Here is a 20,641-nt window from a genome sequence, read left to right as displayed (position 1 = left end):
CGCGCGGCAACCCATGCCAGACAAAGGAACGCCATGGATACTACCGATAGCGCCTATGGCGACAAACTCATCCGTCTTGACACGTTCGACACCGCCGTGGCGGTCGACCCCAGCGCCGAGGACGACGCCAAGCGTCGGTTTATGACGCTTATTCTCCAGACGGCCCACCGCAACAACGGCAACATCGGACACGTGCTGCGCGCGACCAACACGAGCGGCGAGGTCTTTGCCGTCAAGCTACTCAAGGACAACGCCATCCTTTCCGGCCAAGCCCCCGACCGCTCCGCCGAGCAATCGGCAGCGCACCTGGCCAGCACCGCCGCGCTGTTCGAGGAGTACCGTCATCTGTGTACCGTCTCGCACCTGCGCGGATTTCCGCGCGTCTATGGCTACGGATCGTGCGAGGATGACCCTCTCATCCTCATGGAGTGGGTCGAGGGCACCTCGCTCAAGCAGGCGCTGCCCCTGCTTCCTCACGACGCCTCGGGCGGGCTGACCACCCAGATGGTCGCCGCCGTCGGAAACGCCGTGCTTCGTGCGCTCTTGATGACCCAAGGCCTTGTGAATCCGGTCGTCCATCGCGACCTTTCGCCTGCCAATATCATGTTCCGCACCACCAGCCGAACGCTCGAGCAGCAGATTGCTGATTGTTCCTTTGACCCCTGCCTCATCGACATGGGCTCCGCGACCATGGCTCTCGGCGACGACACGATCACCCGGCGCGCCGACATCTGGCGCTTTGCCACGCCCGCATACGCCGCGCCCGAGATGCTCACGCAGGATATCGAAGGCATCGCGGCCCTTCGCCGTTCGCCGGCAATCGACGTCTATGCGCTTTCGAGCATTTTGTACCAGCTCTACAGCGGTCGCAAACCGTTTGACTTTGAGTCGACGGACGCCGCTGCAACCGGCTCGTTCTATCTCGTAAAGACCAAGACCAAGCCGGCACCGCTCGAGCCGCGCTGCGAGGGCGATGAAGCGCTCGTCCAAATCATCATGAAGGGTCTCTCAGTCGAGCAGTGCGATCGTCCCACCGAGCAGCAGATGCTCGAGGCGCTCTCGGCATACCTCACCGATGCCGAATCCGAGGGCCGCGAAGGCGCGGGCAGTGACGCCGCAATCGACATCGACTCCGGTACGCACCTTAAGGTCGACGTCGCCGGCGAGCGCGCGCGAGAGATCCTGGAGCAGGCCCGGCACGATGCCATGACCCGCCGCCGCTTTATTATCGGTGGCGTCGTTGCAGTCGTTGCGGGGCTCAGCGTCATTGGGGCGGCGACCCATGGCTTTGGCATCCCCGACTACCTGAACGGCATCCGCGGTTCGCTTGACGACTACACTTGGGATCAGCTGCAGGAGATCTCGCTCAAGATTAAGGCCGCCGAGACCCGTAGCGAGGCACGCGAGATTGCCAAGCGCTATCATCTGCTCGATGACAACGGGCATATCCCCTATCCGTGTACCAAGCGCGTGAAACTCACCAACGGGCTGGAGGTCGGCGCGCAGCTTGTGGGCATCCGTCACGATGAGCTTCTGGACGGGACGGGCAAGGCCGGACTGACGTTTATGTTCGACGCGGGTATTGCCGAGCGCAACGCTGCGTCTGAACCGCCGAGCGCCGGCTGGGCAGATTGCGAGCTGCGGGAATGGCTCGACGGCGACGGCCTTAAGCTGCTGCCCAACAAGTTGCGCGCACTCATTAAAGGGGTCAAGAAGGTCTCGAACAATGTGGGCGCCGCCAACAGCGCATCGTGCCTGAGCGAGTTGCCCGCAACCCTTTGGCTGCCCGCCATGGTCGAGCTGTGCGGTACGCAACCGTCCGATTCGTTTGCCAAGGACTATCACTACCTGGCAGAAATCTACAACGGCGAGGGCAAGGAGTATCAGCTCTTCCGCGAGCTCAAGGTGAGCCCGTATTCCACGAACGAGACGATGGTCCGCCAGTGGAAGGGCAAGGACACCTGCTGGTGGGAGCGCACGGTGAGCCCCGACTCATCGGAGACCGAAGGCACGCTCTACATAAACCGTGTGGGCCACGACGGCGACGTCTTTACGTACGCAACGCCTGCGGAAAAGCCAAACAAGCTAACCTGTGTGATTCCCGGGTTCTGTATCTAGGCGGCGGGCGTCTTGCCGTGACGGGACCCCTCCCCGGCAAATGTCTCGATCTGTAACACCAGCTCGGCAGATACAGGTCTAGATGTTACAGAACGAGACAAACCCCAACCCCGCGAGACAACATCTCAATCTGTAACAGTAAGGGGTCAAAAACCTCTCTAGATGTTACAGAACGAGACATTTGAGTTGACCGCGGATGGTCCGTCTCGATCTGTAACAGTTAGAGGTCATTTTCACTGCTAGATGTTACAGATTGAGACATTAGCTTGCCGAGAACTTCGCCTCATAAATGTGACTCAAGTGCGTCGATGTTTCCTTGCCAATGTTGCGCAACAGGAGCCCTTTCGGCGGTCGTAACGTACGAATTGTCGTAGGTACCCCTTCAACGATTGGGAGAAGAAATGACAAAGTACGCACCTAAACACTCGGAAGTCTCAGGCGGCGCCAAGCCTCGCCCCACATTCTCGGGCCACAAGGCAACACGACTCGCCGTCACCGCGGCAACCACCATCGCTATGACCGGCTCGTCGCTGCTCGCGCCGTTCTCGGCATTTGCCAACGATGTGAGTGATACCACGGCACAGGACGCGATCATGTCCCCGCTTGCTGTCCACGCCGGCGAGGCGGCAGGCTCCGCAGTAAAGGCAGACGCCCAGAAGATTGCCGACTTGCAGGCTGCGATCGACGCCGCAAAGGCTGCCGAGGCAGACGCCAAATCCGACTACGACACGGTGGCTGCCCCCTATACCGAAAAGCAGGCGGCACGCGACAACGCACAAAGCACCTATGACGTCTCCGTCTCCGATAATTCGCAGGCAGAGGCCGCCGCGCGCGCCGAATATGCTCGCCAGCTCGATGAAAGCGTCAAGGCGGCCGACAGCGCCAGTGCCACGCTGAAGGATGCCCAGGGAAAGCTCGATGCAGCCAAGACCGACGCCGAGGACAAGTCGAAGGTCCTTGACGCCGCAAAACAGGCGGCAGCTGATGCGCAGGCCAAGCTCGAGGCAGCCCAAAAGGCAGCCGCCAACGCAACGCCGGAGGAAATCAAGGTCGCCGAGCAGGCTGCCGCAGATGCGCAGGCCGCTCTGGATCAAGCAAAGGCTGCGAAGGCCACTGCCGATTCCGCGCTCGCTGACGCTCAGCAGGCTCAGAGCGCCGCGCAGAGCGCTTACGACGAAGCGGCAGGCACGCTGGCTTCCGCTCAGCAGGAAAAGAACGCCGCGGATGGTAAGGTAGTCGCGGCACAGACAGCGTACGACAGCGCACAAGCCGATTTGGCGGCCGCAAAGGCAGGCGCCGAGGGCCCGGAGTATGACGCCGCCCAGGCAAAGGTCGATGCTGCCCAAAGCGCACTCGACCAGGCGAAACAGCAGCAGGCGACTGCCGAAGCAGGCCTTTCTCAGGCAAATAGCGACGTTGCATCCAAGCGGGACGCCCTCACCGGCGCCGAAAGCGAGCTCGAAGCCAAGAAGCAGACAGTCGCAGCAGCCGAACATGATGTAACGGCAGCCCAGACGAAAGCCGATGCGGCGCAATCGGAGTTGACCTCGGCGAAGCAGGCACATGCTGCCGAACTGGAGAAGGCAATGGCCGCTCAGAAACAAGTCGACCAGGCAAAAGCCGAGAAGGAGCAGGCAGACAAGGCGCTCGAAACTGCCAAGGCAAACCAGGAGGCCGCCGATCAAGCCGTTATCGATGCACAGAAAGCATACGATACATGCAAGGCAGCAACCGATAAGGCAACGACGGCGGAGGCGCAGAGCGTCATCGGCTTCTACCAGTTCATCGGCGCCAACGACGCTGCAAACATCATCTATAGGCAGAGCGATAAAAACCCGACGACCATTGGCGATAAAAAAGACGGCACGTCACTCGACAACGCCAAGCTATCGTTTAACAAGCTGCGCGAGATTAACGAATACCGTGCAAGCGTTGGATTGAGTGAGCTTAGGGTGACGGCCGAGCAAATGGCAATCGCTCAATCCGACTCCAATTACTCTGACAAAACGCTAGGTCACTCAGATTACGCCAATTGTGAAAATGCCGCCTGGAACTTCAGTACTAAAGAAAACATCGCGCACCAATGGGTCGATGCTGAAAAGGAGATATTTGACGAGGCTGCGGCGAAAGCCGGCCTTGGCAACGTTGCCCCCAAAGATGCTTGGGATACTTTCTGGAGCCACAAAACCGAATTCGAAAAGCAAGGGGCAGACTTTGGCACCGTCGGCCATTATTTGAATATCGTACAACCTAACGCCAAAACCATGGGATACGGCATCAACTCGCGCGGAACCCTTTGGCCGTATGTGTTCGTCTTGGAGATCGACAACAATTACGGTTCGTACGAAAAAGAATACTCGATCGATGAACTCGAGAATCTCTTTGATCAGTATCAGCTGAGCCTCTCCAAAGCCAGCGATAACCTTGCCGCCGCAAAGACGAACCTTGAGCAAAAGCGCAGCACGGCGGCATCGAAAGCCGATGCCGTAAAGGCAGCTGAGACCCTCGTCGCTCAAAAGCAGGAAGGCATTGTTGCCGCGAATAGCGACCTTGCCGCCAAGAACGACAGCGTAGCAAGTGCCGCCGCCGCTGTTGCCCTAGCAAAGCAGAATCTCGCCAAGGCAAACGGAAAAGTTGCCGAAGCCGAAAACCAGGTCAAAGCCGCCCAAAGCAACGTGGCGACCGCAGAGCAGGTCGTCAACCAGAAGCGCGCCGAGCTTAAGGCATCGCAAGAGCAAGCCGCTCAGAGTCAGAAGAAGGTTGATGACGCCAAGGCAGAGACTCTCGTAAAGCAGCAGGCTCTGCAAGATGCAAAGAAGGAACTTGCCAAGTATTCAGCCGATGTTGCTGCGGCTCAGGAGAAAGCCGATGAGGCCCATCAGGCGCTTGATGAAGCCACGGCAGCCCAGACGTCTGCCCAGAGCGCTCTCGAAAAGGCGAAGCTCGACGGGGCTGCCAAGAAGCAGGCCCTCGACACCGCGAAGGACAACGCCGAGGCCAAGGCGGCGACCGCGGAGCACGCCACAAGCAATCTGGCCACGGCGGAAAACGACTTTGCTTCAAAGAAGGCCCGTGCCGACGCCCTGAGCAATGCAGCCGATAATCTTGCCACCGCCGAGGCGGCCAAGAAGGACGCCGACACAGCAGTGACTGAGGCCGGAGTCGCCCTTGGTGCGGCAAACGACGCCATCGCAAACGCCGAACAGGCGGTCGAGAATTCTCAGGCCGCATCGGACGCCGCTGCCGCTACTCTCGGAAAGCTCAAGTCCATCAACGTCGAAAACGGCATTGCTACTGGCTCTGACGCAAACGCGAACGATACGCTCAATGCCCTCTTTGCCAAGTGCGTCGCCGCCAAGCAGGCAGAACATAACGCAAAGGCCGCACTTGATGCCGCTCAGGCAGACCTTGATGCTGCGACGCCCGCCTACACCGAGGCTCTCAACGCCTACAACGAGGCAAAGGCAAAACGCGTTGCCGCCGAGCAGGCCCTGAAGGACGAGATCGCTCGTCAGGAGCAGGAGGCGGCGAAGGCCGAGCAGGCCAAGATCACGCAGGCCGCCGCTAAGCCGGTTGCTGGAAAGCCGTCTGCCGGCAACGCCAAGACGGCCGACAACTCGGCGCTTCCCACCACGGGCGACAATGCTGCGCTCGCCGGTGAGACGTTTGTCATCGGAGGTGTCGTGCTCGTAGCCGCCGGCGTCTTCCTGACTGACAAGAAGCGTCGTCAGGAGTAAGGATTTCGGGAGGACGGCTTCTCCTCCCTCCCACCGCTTCGCAAACCCTGCCCAACATGCGCCGGGGCGCCCATCACGCGGGCTCCCCGGCGTTTTACGTTGTATGCCCGGGGCATCTGCTCCGAGATTGTCTCGATCTGTAACAACTAAGACCCAAACATCGGTCTTACTGTTACAGATCGAGATGTTCGGGTTACCCCCGAATGGTTTGTCTCGATCTGTAACATCTAGCAGGCAAAACGGTCCCCAGATATTACAGATTGAGACGTTAAGTTGTGGCTCGACGCAATGTCTCGATCTGTAACAGTTAGAGGTCATTTTCCCTGCTAGATGTTACAGATTGAGATGCTTGGTTGGGACGGTCCATCGGCCAACCATCCATCCTCATCTGTAACGAAATCTCATATATTATTTCTGTACTGGACACCCCCAGGGGGTATGGGTGTATAGTATCGGATGGTTAACATTTCCGACACTACGTCACAGAAAGGAGAAGCCATGGCTCAAGATAAGTTCGATGTGGGCGGCATGACGTGCGCCGCCTGCCAGGCGCACGTGGACCGTGCCGTGAGCAAGCTCGACGGCGTCCAAAGCGTCGCGGTCAATCTGCTCGCCGGCTCTATGCTGGTGGACTACGACCCTGCGCAGGTCTCCCCCGACGACATCTGCACCGCTGTCGACCGCGCGGGCTACTCGGCCTCGCCCGTCAGCGCGGGCACCGACGCTGTCCAAAGCGGAAGTGCGCAAGCCAGGTCCGGCGCCGCCCATATGGAGTCGCCGACCAAAAAGTTGGAGGCCGCCGCCTCTGCCATGCGCACCCGCCTCATCGTCTCGATCGTATTCCTCATCCCACTGTTCTACATAGGCATGGGGCACATGCTCGGTTGGCCACTGCCCGGCGTCTTCACCGACCACACCCACAGCATGACGCTCGCGCTCACCGAGCTCGTCCTGCTCATTCCCATCGTCTACGTCAACGACGCATACTTTATCAACGGGTTTAAATCGCTTGCGCACGGCGCGCCTACCATGGACGCCCTTATTGCCGTGGGCGCCACTGCTTCCATCGCCTGGTCGCTCTACGCCATGTTCATCATGGCCGACCAGCTAGCCGCGGGTCAGGTCCACGAGGCCATGATGACGGGCATGGACAACCTGTATTTTGAGAGCGCCGGCACAATCCTGTCGCTCGTCACCGTGGGCAAATATCTCGAGACACGCAGCAAATCCAAGACCGGCGGCGCCATCGAGGCGCTCATCGACTTGGCGCCCAAGACCGCGACCGTCGTAGCAGAGGACGGCACCGAAACCACCGTCGATGTCGACGCCATCCTTCCCGGCCAGGTCCTGCGCGTGCGCCCCGGCGAGTCCATCCCCGTCGATGGCGTGGTGCTCGAGGGCAGCTCGGCCGTGGACGAGAGCGCGCTCACCGGCGAGTCCATCCCCGTGGAGAAGACCGCCGGCGACACTGTCAATGCGGCCACGGTCAACCGCACGGGCTCGTTTACCTTCCGCGCCACGCGTGTGGGCGCCGACACGTCGCTCGCCAAGATTATCCAGCTCGTCGAGGATGCCAACGCCACCAAGGCGCCCATCGCCCGCCTGGCCGACAAGGTCGCCGGCGTGTTTGTGCCCGTGGTGTTCGTGATCTCGGCCGTGACCTTCGTGGTGTGGATGGCACTGACCGGAAGCGTCAACGAAGCGCTCACCTCCGCCGTCGCTGTGCTGGTGATCAGCTGCCCGTGCGCGCTGGGCCTGGCCACGCCCGTCGCCATTATGGTCGGCACCGGCAAGGGCGCCGAGATGGGCATTCTGTTTAAGAGCGCCGAGGCACTGGAGAACCTGCGCAGCGTGGGCACCGTGGTGCTCGACAAGACGGGCACCGTCACCCGCGGTAAGCCTGCCGTGACCGATATCGTGGCAGCCACGCGCGCCGACGGCTCGCCCGCCATGAGCGAAAAGGCGCTGCTCAAGCTGGCCGCCGCGTTGGAGCGCTCGAGCGAGCACCCGCTGGCCGAGGCGATTATGGCCGAGTGCGAGACACGCGAGATCGTCGCACGCATGGTCGAGGACTTTACCGCCGTGCCCGGTCGCGGCGTTACGGCGCGCGAGGGGCAAAACGCCATTGCAGCCGGCAACGTACGCCTGATGAACGAGTTGGGCGTTACCGTGCCCGCGGGTCTTGCCGAGCAATTTGCCGCCGAGGGCAAGACGCCGCTGTTCTTTGCCAAGAACGGCGAGCTTGCCGGCACCGTTGCCGTGGCTGACGAGGTCAAGGAGACGAGCGCCGGGGCCATCGCCGCACTGCGCTCGCTTGGCGTCGACGTGCGCATGCTCACCGGCGACAACCGCGTCACCGCCGAAGCGATCGCCCGCCGCGTGGGGCTGAGCAGCGAACAGGTCATCGCCGACGTTCTCCCCGCCGACAAGGAACGCCACGTGCGCGAACTGCAGGATGCGGGCGGCAAGGTCGCCATGGTGGGCGACGGCATCAATGACTCCCCCGCCCTGGCGCGCGCCGACGTGGGCCTTGCTATCGGCACCGGCGCCGACATCGCCAAAGAAGGGGCTGATGTGGTGCTCATGCGCAGTGACCTCATGGATGTTGCGCGGGCCATCGAGCTTTCGCGCGCCACGATCCGCAACATCAAGCAGGACCTGTTCTGGGCGCTGTTCTACAACGGCATCGGCATTCCGCTGGCGGCGGGCGTGTTCTTCCCGCTCACCGGATGGCAGCTCTCGCCGATGTTTGGCGCTGCGGCCATGAGCCTGTCGAGCGTATGTGTCGTAAGCAACGCTCTGCGCCTAAAATCCTTTAAGCCCAAAGTGGCAAAATAGGATCGCCATTAAGTCCATTTAGAACGGGTTTTCCAGGTGCCCGAGATTGACCTGAAAGAGGAGCGACGCGTACTTTGGTGCGCGAGCGACGGCTTGAAGGTCAAGGTCGGGTGCCTGGGAAAGCCGACACAACAGAGAGGAATACCCATGCGTTTCACAATTAAGACTTCCGGCCTTATGTGCGGCCACTGCGACGCCACCGTCGAGACGGCGTTGCTCAACGTGGCCGGCGTGACCGACGCCGACGCCGATCACGAGACTCAGACCGTACAGGTGGAGTGCGCCGACACCGTGACCGCTGAGCAGCTCGCTGCCGCCGTCGAGGGCGCCGGCGAGAAGTTCCACGCCCTTTCGGTGACCGCCGCATAACGACCCGCACGTACCCCCGACCAGAAACGAGGACCCGCCATGATGGCAGACCATAAATCGGTGACCCGCATGCTCAAGACGGCACGCGGTCAGATCGACGGCATCCTGCGGATGGTCGAGGAGGACCGCTACTGCGTCGATATCTCCACACAGCTCATGGCCACACAGGCGCTCCTCGCGCGCATTAACGCCGACGTGCTCAAGGCGCATATCGAGGGCTGCGTGACTTCGGCAATCGAATCGGGCGACGAAGACCTCAAAGCCGCCAAACTCGCCGAAATCGAACGCGTCGTCGACAAACTCTCCAAGTAATTGGGGCATTGGGGACAGGTACGTTTGCACCGTCTTGGTATTCCGGGGACAGGTATGTTTGCACCACATTGGTGCAGATTAACCTGTCCCCCTTGCTCTAAATCGGGTATAAAGGCGTGCAGCATATCGAACGAAAGGCAATTTGCATGAATGACTTTATGAAGGGTCGCAATGGTGCCGATGAACTCACCATCGTGATGGGTTTTGCCGGCATCGTCATCGCGATGATCGGATCGATAGCCCGCATCCAGTGGCTCAGCTGGATTGCCATCGCCGTAATCGTGATTGGCGTGCTGCGCGGCCTGTCCAAAAATATCGACGCACGTCACAAGGAGAACGAGGCCTTTGTCGCCGCGACTGCAAACGTACCCGGCTTGGGCAAGTTTGTAGCTAGCTTGGGCGGCGGAGCTGCAGCGGCCAACGCCTCGCGCGCAGCCGGTACTAGCAAGGAAGACTTTGAACGTGCCAAGCGCACAGCCAAGAAGATGTGGAAGGGCCGCAAGACCACGGCCTATCTTAAGTGCCCCAACTGCGGCCAGATGCTCTCCGTTCCCAAGGGCAAAGGCAAGATCTGCGTCACCTGCCCCAAGTGCCATGCCAAGATGGAGACGCGCTCATAGCCGCCATACCATGGGACAAATAAAAGCCGAGGCCTCGCACTGGGACCTCGGCTTTTTCTGATTATGACAAAAGGATTGTCCCTTTGTCGCATCACCATATCGCGCGCTTACGCCACGCCATCGCGGGCAAGCTCCTCGGCCAACGCCTCGGCAGGCATGGCCATAATCGCGTCGAGCTCGGCGTCCACCTCGAGGATGCGCTTCACCTTGAGCTTGCGCACCAGATCGCCGCGACACATCACGTGCATCGGCTCACGCAGAGCGCACAGGTCATCGAGCGGGTTCTCGCGCGTCACCAAGATATCGGCAGCCTTGCCGCACTCAATTGTGCCGGTCTCGCCGCCCAGCCCCAGCAGCTCAGCATTGACTTGCGTAGCTGTATGCAGCGCGAAGGCGTTGCTCACGCCGACATACTTGGCAAAATAGGCCACCTCACGCCACATGTCGTACTGCGTCACGAACGGGCAGCTCGAGTCCGTGCCAAGGCCCACCTTAACGCCAGCTTCCAGTGCGGCACGAGCGCTCTCGATAATACCCGAGCACACGATATCGCCGTTCTTCTTTTGCGTGTCAGTCGAATGGGTCTTTTCCGGGTCGAGCAATACAAACGGCAGCGCCGGGCTGATAGTGCAGGTCACACTCGGAGCACGCCCCTCGAGCTGCGTGCCCGCGGCGCCACGGTACAGCTCCAAGATCTCGGGTGTCAACGGAGCGCCGTGCTCAATCGTGTCAACGCCGGCCTCAAGCGCGGCCTTCACGCCCTCGGTACTCTCGACATGGGCCATAACCGGAAGGCCCATATCGTGCGCCGCCTTGCATGCCGCCGTGGCAACCTCCACCGGCATACGCAGCACGCCCGGCTCGCCCACCTCGGTCGCATCGAATACGCCGCCCGTTACGAACAGCTTAATGACGTCGGCACCGCGCACATACAGGTCGCGCACCTGTTCGGCTGCCTCGGCGGGACTGTTGGCCACCTGGGCGAACAGGCCCGCACCATGGCCGCCCGGCACCGTGACGCCCGTTCCCGGCGCCACCAGGCGAGGACCTTGATACTTGCCGGCATCGATAGCATCGCGCACGGCCAGATCGGCAAACAGCGGGTCGCCCGCGCCGCGCACCGTGGTCACGCCGCTTGCCAGCTGCTGCTGAGCGCTGCCCTTGAAGATATGGCGCACGATGGCGCGCCCCACGGGATTATCGAGCTTCTTCATCAGCGCGCCCGCATCGCCCGCCGAAACCGGTTTGCCCGAACCGCACAGATGCACATGCATATTGATGAGGCCCGGCATGAGATACGCCCCTGCCAGGTCGATGACCTCGGCGCCCGCCGGCGCCTGCGCCACGGCGCTCGGACCAATCCAGGTGATGATGCCACGCTCGACGGCCACGGCCATATCGGGCTGCGGCTCCATATGCTCCGAGCCATCCAAGACGGTCGCATTGATAAACAACGTGGGACGATCGGCAGACGCCATATCGAGCTCCTCCCTCACGATTAACTTGAACATTTGTCCATTATCACCTAATGCAGCGACCTAAAGTCGAGCATATCGGTTAACGGAGGGAAGAGGGGATGTGGGGGACGGAATACGTTGCAGCCCCACCCCAGCAACATCAGGGGAATGTCTCGATCTGTAACAGGTACAGGGTTATTGGGCCCCCTGATGTTACAGATCGAGACATTCGGTCGACGTTTCACCGGTTTGTCTCGATCTGTAACAATTACGAACTCAAACAACTTCTAAACGTTACAGATCGAGACAAAACCTCTCAGCGCCCATACCACTGACGTCTCCACTCCTCAGCCAAATCGGGCCGTCGCGGAATACCCGCCAACCTCATCTTTTCAGCCAGCTTCCCCGGGTTCTTGAGTTCATCAAACGTAAACCGAAGCACCTTGTGCCCGAGCATCGTCAGATGGGACTCTCGCTGACGTTCTGCCACGAATGGGCCGACCGACTCCCGACCCTCGCCGTTCTGCAAGGTGTACTTCCCCTTTCCGTCGAGCTCGCCGATGACACACGTCCCGTCCATGAGCCGCCAAAAATAGTCGACGCGAAACGCCTGGCTCGGATCGAGCGGGTCGCGAAACTCCACCTGCAGCTCCGGAACTGGAAAGCCGTACGCAATAAAGAACGCTCGGAACCGAGACTCGCCGCCGTTTTCGGACAGCCCGTCCGCATACGACGCAATCACCTGTGCCCTGCGATACCCTCGCCTGCCCTCGCAATCGGCGCGGAGGCGCTCGCACAAATCCCAACGTGATACGCCTTTCGCCCGCGGTGCAGAATCGGCAATCGCCAACCCGTAGGAGAACGGCGCACGCAGTAAGCAATCCTCCACCGTGCGCCAAAACGACGTCACCTGCACGCCGTCGGCTTGTTCAAGTGCACCCGCCGCCTGCGGACGCAACAGCCGACATCCTGCACTCAGCGGCACCGAGCAACCCGTCTTAACAAGATATCGTGGCCCGAGCAGATCATTCGGCACCTCCAGACCCCACAAAAGCGCCGCGTCATAGCCCCAAAACGCCCAATCGGGATGAAACTCCGCAAGCCCTTTGATAGTCCTCAGCGCTCGCTCCGCCGGCGTCAATGCATCCCAATCATGCTGAAAACAGAACAGGTACGGCTCGGGCTCCGCGATATCGTCGGTTCCAACATGGCGTCGTAGCCACATGAGCTCGGCATTGTCATGCGTTGCGAGCAGTGCACCTTGCTCGGTCGCCTCCGTGAGCCGCGCGAGCATCCTGTTCCGCGCCAAGGTGTTACGTGCTGCATGCTTGTGTTTAAAAACGGTATTAGACACTTCCATCACCACCACATCGGACAAATGGACCATTGTCACCGCTGCCACTGTCGGCAAACGCCTCGATCTGTAACAGAAAGACCGATTTTTGACCGCTAGATGTTACAGACCAAGATCTTTCGGTACCGCGTCCACCCTTTGTCTCAATCTGTAACAGGTAGGTCGAATTTTGGCCTGTAGATGTTACAGATTGAGACATTCCCCCAACCAGGTGCCAAACGTCTCGTTCTGTAACAGTTAGACGTTCTCCAGCCCCCAAACGTTACAGATTTAGACAAACCAGCGGCGCCCAAGCGTTCGTCTCGATCTGTAACAGGTAGACCGGTTTTTTGTCCCTAAACGTTACAGATTGAGACAAAGTCAGGGGCAGCAGGCGACGCCAGTCACATCCCCTACTCCCACTCCTGCTCGTAGATGTTGAGCGACTTTACGTACCGCCCCTGGGCGCCCATGATGTCGCGGACCAGACGCAAGAAGAAACTGATGCACAAGGTGTCAAAGCCATCCTGCAGGTCCTCCGGATGCACCGCACCAGGCCCATCGACCGCCGTGTCACTCAGGCGTGCGATGTCATACAGATAGAGTTGTCCCGCCGTCAGCCAGACATCGTCGACGCAGGCGAGGCGCACCGCAATCGCGCCGTCGCTCCAATGCTCCTTTTGCACGATATGCGGGTCGTAGACATCAAAGCGACGGTCGGTGCGCGTATCCTTCAGCGCAACCATGCCGTTCGCAGGATCCTTGTCCAAAATGCCAAAGCGCGAGAAATACTGTGTGTCGCGTACCTGCTCGAGCCGCTTGAGCGAGGCAGGCGAAAGCAATGTCGGCGGCTCTTCAACATACAGCTCGAGCAACGTCTTGCCATGGCGATAGGGGCGCTCGAAGAGCAGCCAATCGGTAAATGCCATGTTGTAGGCCATGATTTCGTTTTGCGAAGGCTCGGTGCAATAGCTGAGCCACGGGTCGACAATGATCTCGAACTGTTCACGCGCCGGCTCCAAAAACTGGAACTTCCGCAGCATCCAAAAATGGGCCATGTCGGCAATATCGTTGCCGACGGCTTCGGCCAGCTGCGCTCGATCTAAAGCGTGATCAGTCATGGCATCCTCCTCAAACTGATGGACCTCAATTTGAGCTTACGAGGAGGGTGGGCAGCCACGACCAGCGCGGGCAAAATAGGCCTCCGGCTGCAAACCAGATGCTGACCAAACACTTGACGAAAAGCTTGACCGAAAATGCGCACTGGAACAAAACCGCAGGTAAACATAGGCGGCCAACCCGCCCTTTTGAGCCAAGCGCCCCCGGCCACCACAGAAACAGCAGAGCACCACAGCTCAAGAAGACGCCGAATGGACACTCGCGCGTCGACAAACGAACGAACCGCTCGCAAAGAGTGTCCCCAACGACTAGACAAAAATGACCAGTCATTGGGGACGTTCTTAAATGACTACTTTACAGCTCCAGCGCCTCGGCGACCTCGGCAGCGCAGGCCAGGGCGTCGGCCATGGCGTTCACAACGAGCGAGCTGCCGTTGCGCGCATCACCGGCAACATACACCGGCGCGGCATCCGCGGCGACGCCGTCGACACGCGCCGCAAGATGCGAGTCCTCGACGGCCATCACAGGCAGCGGACGACCAGCGGTGGCAACAGGCACGCCTACCGCATCGAACACGCCATGCTCAGGACCCGTAAAGCCGCAGGCGATGAGCACCAGCTGCGCCGGCACCTCGTGCTCGGAGCCCGCGATGCGCTCGGGCTTGCCAGCCGACCAATCCAGATCGACCACGCGCAGGCCCGCGGCCGCGCCCTTCTTGTCCAGCAGCACCTCGAGCGTATCCACGCCCCAAGCGCGCATCTCGCCGCCCATGGCAGCGATGGCCTCCTGCTGGCCGTAGTCGGTCTTCTTAACGTTTGGCCACTGCGGCCAGGGGTTGCTCGCCGCGCGCGCATCAGGCGCCGCCGGCAAGAACTCAAACTGGCGCACGCTGCGCGCACCCTGACGTACCGCGGTGCCCACGCAGTCGTTACCGGTATCGCCGCCGCCAATGACCACGACGTCCAGGCCGCACGCGTTCACCACGGGCTCTCCGCCATCGAGCACCGAGACGGTCGAAGCCGTCAGGTAGTCCACGGCGTACACCACGCCCGGGGCATCAATGTTCGCAGCCGAAAGCCCACGCGGAGCACGAGCGCCGGCAGCCACCACGACAGCGTCAAAGCCATCGAGCTTGGCTGCCACCGCAGGGTCCGTCACATCTGCGCTCAGCTCAAACACAATGCCCAGCTCGCGCATGAGCGCCACGCGACGCTCGACCACGGACTTCCCGAGCTTCATGTTGGGAATGCCATACATAAGCAAACCGCCCGGACGGTCGTCACGCTCAAACACCGTCACGCGGGCGCCGCGACGCGCGAGCTCCCATGCTGCCACCAGACCAGCAGGACCGGAGCCCACCACGGCGACCGTGGGTGCGCCCTCCCCCGCCGGCTCAAAGCGACGCGGGCCACCGTTTGCCCATTCGTGGTCGCTGATCGCACGCTCGTTGTCATGGATCGTCGTGGGCTGACCGTCGACCGACCCCAAGTTGCATGCGGCCTCGCACAGCGCCGGGCACACGCGACTCGTGAACTCGGGCATGGGCGAGGTGAGCGACAGACGCTCGGCAGCCTCGTCCCAGCGGCCGCGGTACACCAGCTCATTCCACTCGGGAATCAGGTTGTGCAGCGGGCAGCCGCTCGGGCGTGCCTTGCCAAAGCTCGCGCCCATCTGGCAAAACGCCACGCCGCACATCATGCAACGGCTCGCCTGGGCGCGACGTGCATCGTCATCGAGCTCCACGTACAGCGGATCAAAATCATGGCTGCGCTCCTCCACGGGACGAAGCTCGTGGGTCACGCGATCGATATCAAGAAAAGCACCGGGCTTACCCATGGCACTTACGCCTCCTTCTTGGTCGAAGCAACAGAGCTGGCGGCGGCGGGCACAGCGCCAGCGACACCACCCGCCACATCAAAGCGAGCGACATCGGCGGCGTCGGCGCGACCGGTCACAATGTCAAACGCCAGCTCCTCGGCCTGCTCATGCGTCTTGCCGACGGCCTCGGCGGCGGCGACAATCGCCAGCACGCGCTCGTACTCGGTTGGAATGACCTTCACAAAGTGCTTGCTCATCGTCTCAAAGCTGTAGAGCAGCTTAATGCCGCGCGGGCTCTGCGTCGCGTCCACGTGCTCCTGGATGAGCTCGCGAATCTGCGCCAGCTCACCGGCCGTCGGGGCTTTAAGCTCAACGCTCTCGTGGTTCACACGGGCATCGAGCGTGCCGTACTGGTCAAAGACGTAAGCCACGCCGCCCGTCATGCCGGCGGCGAAGTTCTGCCCGACCTCGCCCAGGATGAGCGCCAGACCTCCCGTCATGTACTCGCAGCCATGGTTGCCGCAGCCCTCGACCACCACGGTGGCACCGGAGTTGCGTACGCCAAAGCGCTGGCCGGCCAGGCCGTTAATGAAGCCGCGACCGCTCGTAGCGCCAAAGAACGCAACGTTGCCCACGATGATGTTCTCGTCGAACTTGTAGGTCGCATGCGGGTTGGGGCGCACCGACACCTCGCCGCCCGAAAGGCCCTTGCCAAAGTAGTCGTTGGCGTCGCCGCACACGTTGAGCGTAATGCCGCGCGGCAGGAAGGCGCCAAAGCTCTGACCGGCCGAACCATCGCAATCGATGGTGATGGAGCCGGCGGGCAGGCCCTCGGGATGCGCCTTGGTCACCGCGTTGCCCAAGATGGTGCCCACGCAGCGGTTGACGTTGGCGATATCGGCGCGAAAGCGAATCGGACGCAGGTGCGCACGGGCATCGGCCGTATAGGGCACAAACAACGTGGAGTCGAGCGTCTTATCGAGCTCGCTGTCCGCAGCCATCTGGGGCAGGAAGTGACGGCCGTCGGCGCCCGGGATGTGGGCACCAAACTCACAGGTCGCGCTTGCCAGCACGGGCGACAGATCGAGCAGGTTGGCCTTGCGGTTGCCCGGGACCTCGATCTGGCGCAGGCACTTGGGATGGCCGACCATCTCGTCGACGGTGCGGAAGCCCAGGCTCGCCATGACCTCGCGCAGCTGCTCGGCAACAAAGAGCATAAAGTGCTCGACGTGCTCTGGCTTGCCGCGGAAGCCGCGACGCAGGCGGCAGTTTTGCGTAGCGATGCCGGCCGGGCAGGTATCCTGCTGGCAGTCGCGCTGCATGAGGCAGCCCATCGAGATGAGCGGCATGGTCGCAAAGCCAAACTCCTCGGCACCCAGCAGGCAGGCGACGGCGACGTCGGTGCCGTCCATGAGCTTGCCATCGGCCTCGAGCACCACGCGTGAGCGCAAACCGTTTTGCAGCAGCGTCTGCTGGGCCTCGGCAAGGCCAAGCTCCAGCGGCAGACCCGCGTGCCAGATAGAGTCGCGCGCAGCGGCACCCGAGCCGCCATTGTGGCCGCTGATCAAAATCTTGTCGGCAGCGCCCTTGGCCACGCCGGTGGCGATGGTGCCGACGCCGGCCTCGCTGACCAGCTTGACCGACACGCGCGCGCCGGGGTTGGCGTTCTTAAGGTCAAAGATCAGCTCTGCCAGGTCCTCGATGGAGTAGATGTCGTGGTGCGGCGGAGGCGAGATCAGGCCGATGCCGGGCGTGGACTGACGGACCTCGGCAATCCAGGGGTAGACCTTCCTGCCGGGCAGGTGACCGCCCTCGCCGGGCTTGGCGCCCTGGGCCATCTTGATCTGAATCTCGAAGGCGCTGCACAGGTAGCGGCTCGTCACGCCAAATCGCGCACTTGCTACCTGCTTGATCGCGGAGTTCTTGGAGTCACCGTTAGCCAGTGGGGTCTCGCGACGCGGATCCTCGCCGCCCTCGCCGGAATTGGAACGGCCGTGCAGGCGGTTCATGGCGATGGCCATGCACTCGTGTGCCTCTTTGCTGATGGAACCGTACGACATGGCGCCGGTGTTAAAGCGGCGGACGATGTTGAGCGCGGGCTCCACCTCGTCGAGCGAAACCGGCGTGCGACCGTTGGCATTAAAGTCCAGCAGGTCACGCAGGCGCACGGCACGGCCGGTGCGGTGCAGGCGGGCGCTGTACTCCTTAAAGGTGTCGTAGCTGTCCTCGCGGCAGGCGGTCTGCAGCAGGTAGACGGTCTGCGGGTCGATAAGGTGATCCTCGCCGCCGAGCGGGCGCCACTTGGTCAGACCCAGCGTGGGCAGCTGATCGGGAGCCGGGCTCTTAAGGATAGCGAGCGCGGCGTCGTAGCGCTCATTCTGCTCGCGCTCGACGTCCTCGACACCCATACCGCCCACACGGCTCAACGTGCCGGCGAAGTACGCGTTGACGAACTCCGGAGTGAAGCCCACGGCCTCGAAGATCTGCGCCGAATGGTAGCTCTGCACCGTGGAGATGCCCATCTTGGACATGATGGAAACGATGCCGGCGGTCGCAGCCTTGTTGTAGTTGGCGATGCCCTGCTCGGCCGTCACGTCCAGGTCGCCGCGTGCCGCCAGATCGCGGATGCACGCATGTGCGTTGTACGGATAGATGCCGCTCGCGGAGTAGCCCACCAGTGCAGCAAAGTCGTGCGGGGACACGGCGTCGCCGCACTCCACCACGATGTCGGCAAAGGTACGCACGCCGGCGCGAATCAGGTGGTTGTGCACGCAGCCCACGGCGAGCAGCGACGGTACGGGCACCTCGCCCGCAGCGGCACGATCGCTCAACACCACGATGTTCACGCCGTCGCAGACCGCAGCCTCAACGTCCTCTGCAAGCTGCTTGAGCGCAGCCTGCAGCGCACCCTCGCCGGCATCGCGGCGGTAGACGGCACGGAAACGGCGGGTCTTAAAGCCCACGCGGTCGATGGCGCAAATGCGGTCGAACTCCTCCTCGCTCAGCAGCGGACGCTCCAGGCGCACCAGCTGGCAGGCCGTACGGGAGTCCTCGAGCAGGTTGCCGTGGTTGCCCAGGTAGAGCGTGGTCGAGGTGACCATATGCTCGCGAAGAGCGTCGATCGGCGGGTTCGTGACCTGAGCGAACAGCTGATAGAAGTAGTCGAAGAACGAGCGCGTCTTCTTGGACAGGCAGGCCAGCGGCGCATCGATACCCATCGAGGCGAGCGGCGCCTTGCCCTGCTGGGCCATGGGACGCACGACTTCGTCAACATCATCCCAGTGATACCCGAGCTTGGCCATGCGCACGGCGGCGGGCACCTCGTCGTCCTCGGCGGGTGTTGCCGCAACGGGCTCATCGAGCGCGTCAACGGTCAGCGTCTCCTCGGCAATCCAATCACGGTAGGGCTTTTCCTTGGCATAGCGGGCGCGCAGCTCGTCGTTGTAGATCACGCGGCCGCGGGCAAAATCGACCTCGAGCATCTGGCCCGGCCCCAGACAGCCGCTCGTCAGGATGTTCTCGGGGCTCACCTCGATGGTGCCCACCTCGCTTGCCAGCATAAAGCGACCGTCGCGCGTCACATAGTAGCGGGCGGGACGCAGGCCGTTACGGTCGAGGGCGGCACCCAGCGTGCGACCGTCGGTAAAGGCGATGGCCGCCGGGCCATCCCACGGCTCCATGAGCATGGACTGGTAGGCGTCGTAGGCGCGGCGTTCCTCGCTCAGATTGTCGTTGTGGTCCCACGGCTCGGGCAGCAGCATGGACGCGGCACGTGTAAGCGGGCGACCGTTCATGACCAAAAACTCAAGCACATTGTCCAGAATCGCGGAGTCGGAGCCCTCGCGGTTGATGATGGGCATCACGCGCTCAAGATCGTGCTGCAGCACGGGGCTGTACAGGTTGGGTTCGCGGGCGCGAATCCAGTTGACGTTGCCCTTGAGGGTGTTGATCTCGCCGTTGTGGATGATAAAGCGGTTGGGATGTGCGCGCTCCCAGCTGGGCGTGGTGTTGGTGGAGTAGCGCGAGTGGACGAGCGCCACGGCCGTTTTGACAGCGGCGTCGTTGAGGTCGATGAAGAAACGGCGCATCTGCGTGGCGACCAGCATACCTTTGTACACGATGGTGCGCGAGCTCATGGAGCACACATAGAAGATCTTGTCGCGCAGGGCGAACTCAGCGTCGGCCTTCTTTTCGATGGTGCGGCGGCACACGTACAGGCGACGCTCAAAGGCATCGCCGGCGAGCGTGTCGTCCGGACGGCCCAGGAAAGCCTGCAGGATAGTAGGCATGCAGGCGCGGGCCGTCTCGCCCAGGTCGTGCGGGTCGACGGGCACCTCGCGCCAAAAGAGCAGCGGCACGCCGGCCTCGGCGCAGCCCTCCTCAAACACGCGACGGGCATCCTCTACGCCCTTGTCGTCCTGCGGGAAGAACAGCATGGCCACGCCATAGTCGCCCTCTGCCGGCAGAATCTGGCCGCACTTTTGAGCCTCTTTGCGGAAAAAGTGATGCGGGACCTGAAACAGGATGCCGGCGCCGTCGCCGGTATTCTTCTCGAGTCCCGTACCGCCGCGGTGCTCCAAGTTGACCAGAATGGACAGCGCATCGTCCAGAATCTGGTGATGGCGCTCGCCGTTGATATCGGCAAGCGCGCCGATGCCACATGCATCGTGGTCGAATTCGGGGCGATAAAGGCCCTGCTGCTGAGCGGAATCTGCCTGCATCGCGATCCTCCCCTAGATATTTAGACAGTCAGTTGAATAGGCATACTAGGTGCATCGCCGGCCCGTTGTGTTTCCCGCCCGTTTCGAAACAATCGCGTAACGCACACCCTACGAGTGGGTGCCACCGACCTCAAGGGCGACAACAAGGACCCCATGTTCGGCCCGTAAGCTCGCCGTTTCAAACATCTCAATCTGTAAC

The 20,641-nt window shown here is 61.7% G+C and carries 11 protein-coding genes; 6 read left to right on the top strand and 5 right to left on the bottom strand.

Annotated features, from left to right (window positions below):
- Nucleotides 1–33 precede the first annotated feature (33 nt).
- The 6 genes from DWY51_RS00970 (at nucleotide 34) to DWY51_RS00945 (ending at nucleotide 9,994) form a co-directional block, all read left to right on the top strand.
- Complete coding sequence (locus DWY51_RS00970) at nucleotides 34–2,118, top strand: DUF6273 domain-containing protein (RefSeq protein WP_158556877.1); 2,085 nt, start codon at nucleotides 34–36, stop codon at nucleotides 2,116–2,118.
- Between the two features lie 401 nt (nucleotides 2,119–2,519).
- On the top strand, nucleotides 2,520–5,855 hold the full coding sequence (locus DWY51_RS00965) for a CAP domain-containing protein (RefSeq protein ID WP_117769487.1): 3,336 nt from the start codon (nucleotides 2,520–2,522) through the stop codon (nucleotides 5,853–5,855).
- Between the two features lie 498 nt (nucleotides 5,856–6,353).
- Nucleotides 6,354–8,693 carry a cation-translocating P-type ATPase gene (locus tag DWY51_RS00960; protein WP_117769485.1) on the top strand — a complete coding sequence of 780 codons (2,340 nt, stop codon included), beginning with the start codon at nucleotides 6,354–6,356 and terminating at the stop codon, nucleotides 8,691–8,693.
- Nucleotides 8,694–8,840: 147 nt separating this feature from the next.
- A complete protein-coding gene (locus tag DWY51_RS00955; protein ID WP_055251893.1) occupies nucleotides 8,841–9,062 on the top strand; it encodes a heavy-metal-associated domain-containing protein in 222 nt (73 codons plus the stop codon).
- A 39-nt stretch (nucleotides 9,063–9,101) separates the two neighbouring features.
- The gene (locus DWY51_RS00950) at nucleotides 9,102–9,374 is read left to right on the top strand and encodes a metal-sensing transcriptional repressor (protein WP_022094020.1); all 273 of its coding nucleotides are present in this window, start codon (nucleotides 9,102–9,104) and stop codon (nucleotides 9,372–9,374) included.
- Nucleotides 9,375–9,520: 146 nt separating this feature from the next.
- A complete protein-coding gene (locus DWY51_RS00945; protein WP_117769483.1) occupies nucleotides 9,521–9,994 on the top strand; it encodes a hypothetical protein in 474 nt (157 codons plus the stop codon).
- Nucleotides 9,995–10,101: 107 nt separating this feature from the next.
- Here DWY51_RS00945 and DWY51_RS00940 read toward each other — a convergent pair whose 3' ends face one another.
- From DWY51_RS00940 to gltB, 5 genes are all read right to left on the bottom strand, one after another.
- Entirely contained in the window at nucleotides 10,102–11,472 is a 1,371-nt protein-coding gene (locus DWY51_RS00940) for an amidohydrolase family protein (RefSeq protein WP_233504575.1), read from the bottom strand.
- A 295-nt stretch (nucleotides 11,473–11,767) separates the two neighbouring features.
- Nucleotides 11,768–12,853 (bottom strand): hypothetical protein, encoded by a 1,086-nt coding sequence (locus DWY51_RS00935; protein WP_117769479.1) that lies wholly within the window; start codon nucleotides 12,851–12,853, stop codon nucleotides 11,768–11,770.
- Between the two features lie 344 nt (nucleotides 12,854–13,197).
- On the bottom strand, nucleotides 13,198–13,905 hold the full coding sequence (locus DWY51_RS00930; protein ID WP_117769477.1) for a hypothetical protein: 708 nt from the start codon (nucleotides 13,903–13,905) through the stop codon (nucleotides 13,198–13,200).
- Nucleotides 13,906–14,257: 352 nt separating this feature from the next.
- Nucleotides 14,258–15,739: a glutamate synthase subunit beta gene (locus DWY51_RS00925; RefSeq protein WP_117769475.1), complete on the bottom strand. Its 1,482-nt coding sequence runs from the start codon at nucleotides 15,737–15,739 to the stop codon at nucleotides 14,258–14,260.
- A gap of 5 nt (nucleotides 15,740–15,744) precedes the next feature.
- Nucleotides 15,745–20,442: a glutamate synthase large subunit gene (gene gltB, locus DWY51_RS00920; protein WP_117769473.1), complete on the bottom strand. Its 4,698-nt coding sequence runs from the start codon at nucleotides 20,440–20,442 to the stop codon at nucleotides 15,745–15,747.
- Between the last annotated feature and the right edge of the window lie 199 nt (nucleotides 20,443–20,641).

The sequence above is a fragment of the Collinsella sp. AF25-2LB genome (genome assembly GCF_003458415.1).
Lineage (GTDB): Bacteria > Actinomycetota > Coriobacteriia > Coriobacteriales > Coriobacteriaceae > Collinsella.
The sequence above is the reverse complement of the archived record's forward strand: the minus strand, read 5'-3'. Positions and strand labels throughout refer to the sequence as shown.

Coding starts and splice junctions, on each gene's coding strand:
- DWY51_RS00970 (WP_158556877.1), top strand. CDS start 34: ATGGATACTACCGATAGCGCCTATGGCGACAAACTCATCCGTCTTGAC.
- DWY51_RS00965 (WP_117769487.1), top strand. CDS start 2,520: ATGACAAAGTACGCACCTAAACACTCGGAAGTCTCAGGCGGCGCCAAG.
- DWY51_RS00960 (WP_117769485.1), top strand. CDS start 6,354: ATGGCTCAAGATAAGTTCGATGTGGGCGGCATGACGTGCGCCGCCTGC.
- DWY51_RS00955 (WP_055251893.1), top strand. CDS start 8,841: ATGCGTTTCACAATTAAGACTTCCGGCCTTATGTGCGGCCACTGCGAC.
- DWY51_RS00950 (WP_022094020.1), top strand. CDS start 9,102: ATGATGGCAGACCATAAATCGGTGACCCGCATGCTCAAGACGGCACGC.
- DWY51_RS00945 (WP_117769483.1), top strand. CDS start 9,521: ATGAATGACTTTATGAAGGGTCGCAATGGTGCCGATGAACTCACCATC.
- DWY51_RS00940 (WP_233504575.1), bottom strand. CDS start 11,472: ATGGCGTCTGCCGATCGTCCCACGTTGTTTATCAATGCGACCGTCTTG.
- DWY51_RS00930 (WP_117769477.1), bottom strand. CDS start 13,905: ATGACTGATCACGCTTTAGATCGAGCGCAGCTGGCCGAAGCCGTCGGC.
- DWY51_RS00925 (WP_117769475.1), bottom strand. CDS start 15,739: ATGGGTAAGCCCGGTGCTTTTCTTGATATCGATCGCGTGACCCACGAG.
- gltB (WP_117769473.1), bottom strand. CDS start 20,442: ATGCAGGCAGATTCCGCTCAGCAGCAGGGCCTTTATCGCCCCGAATTC.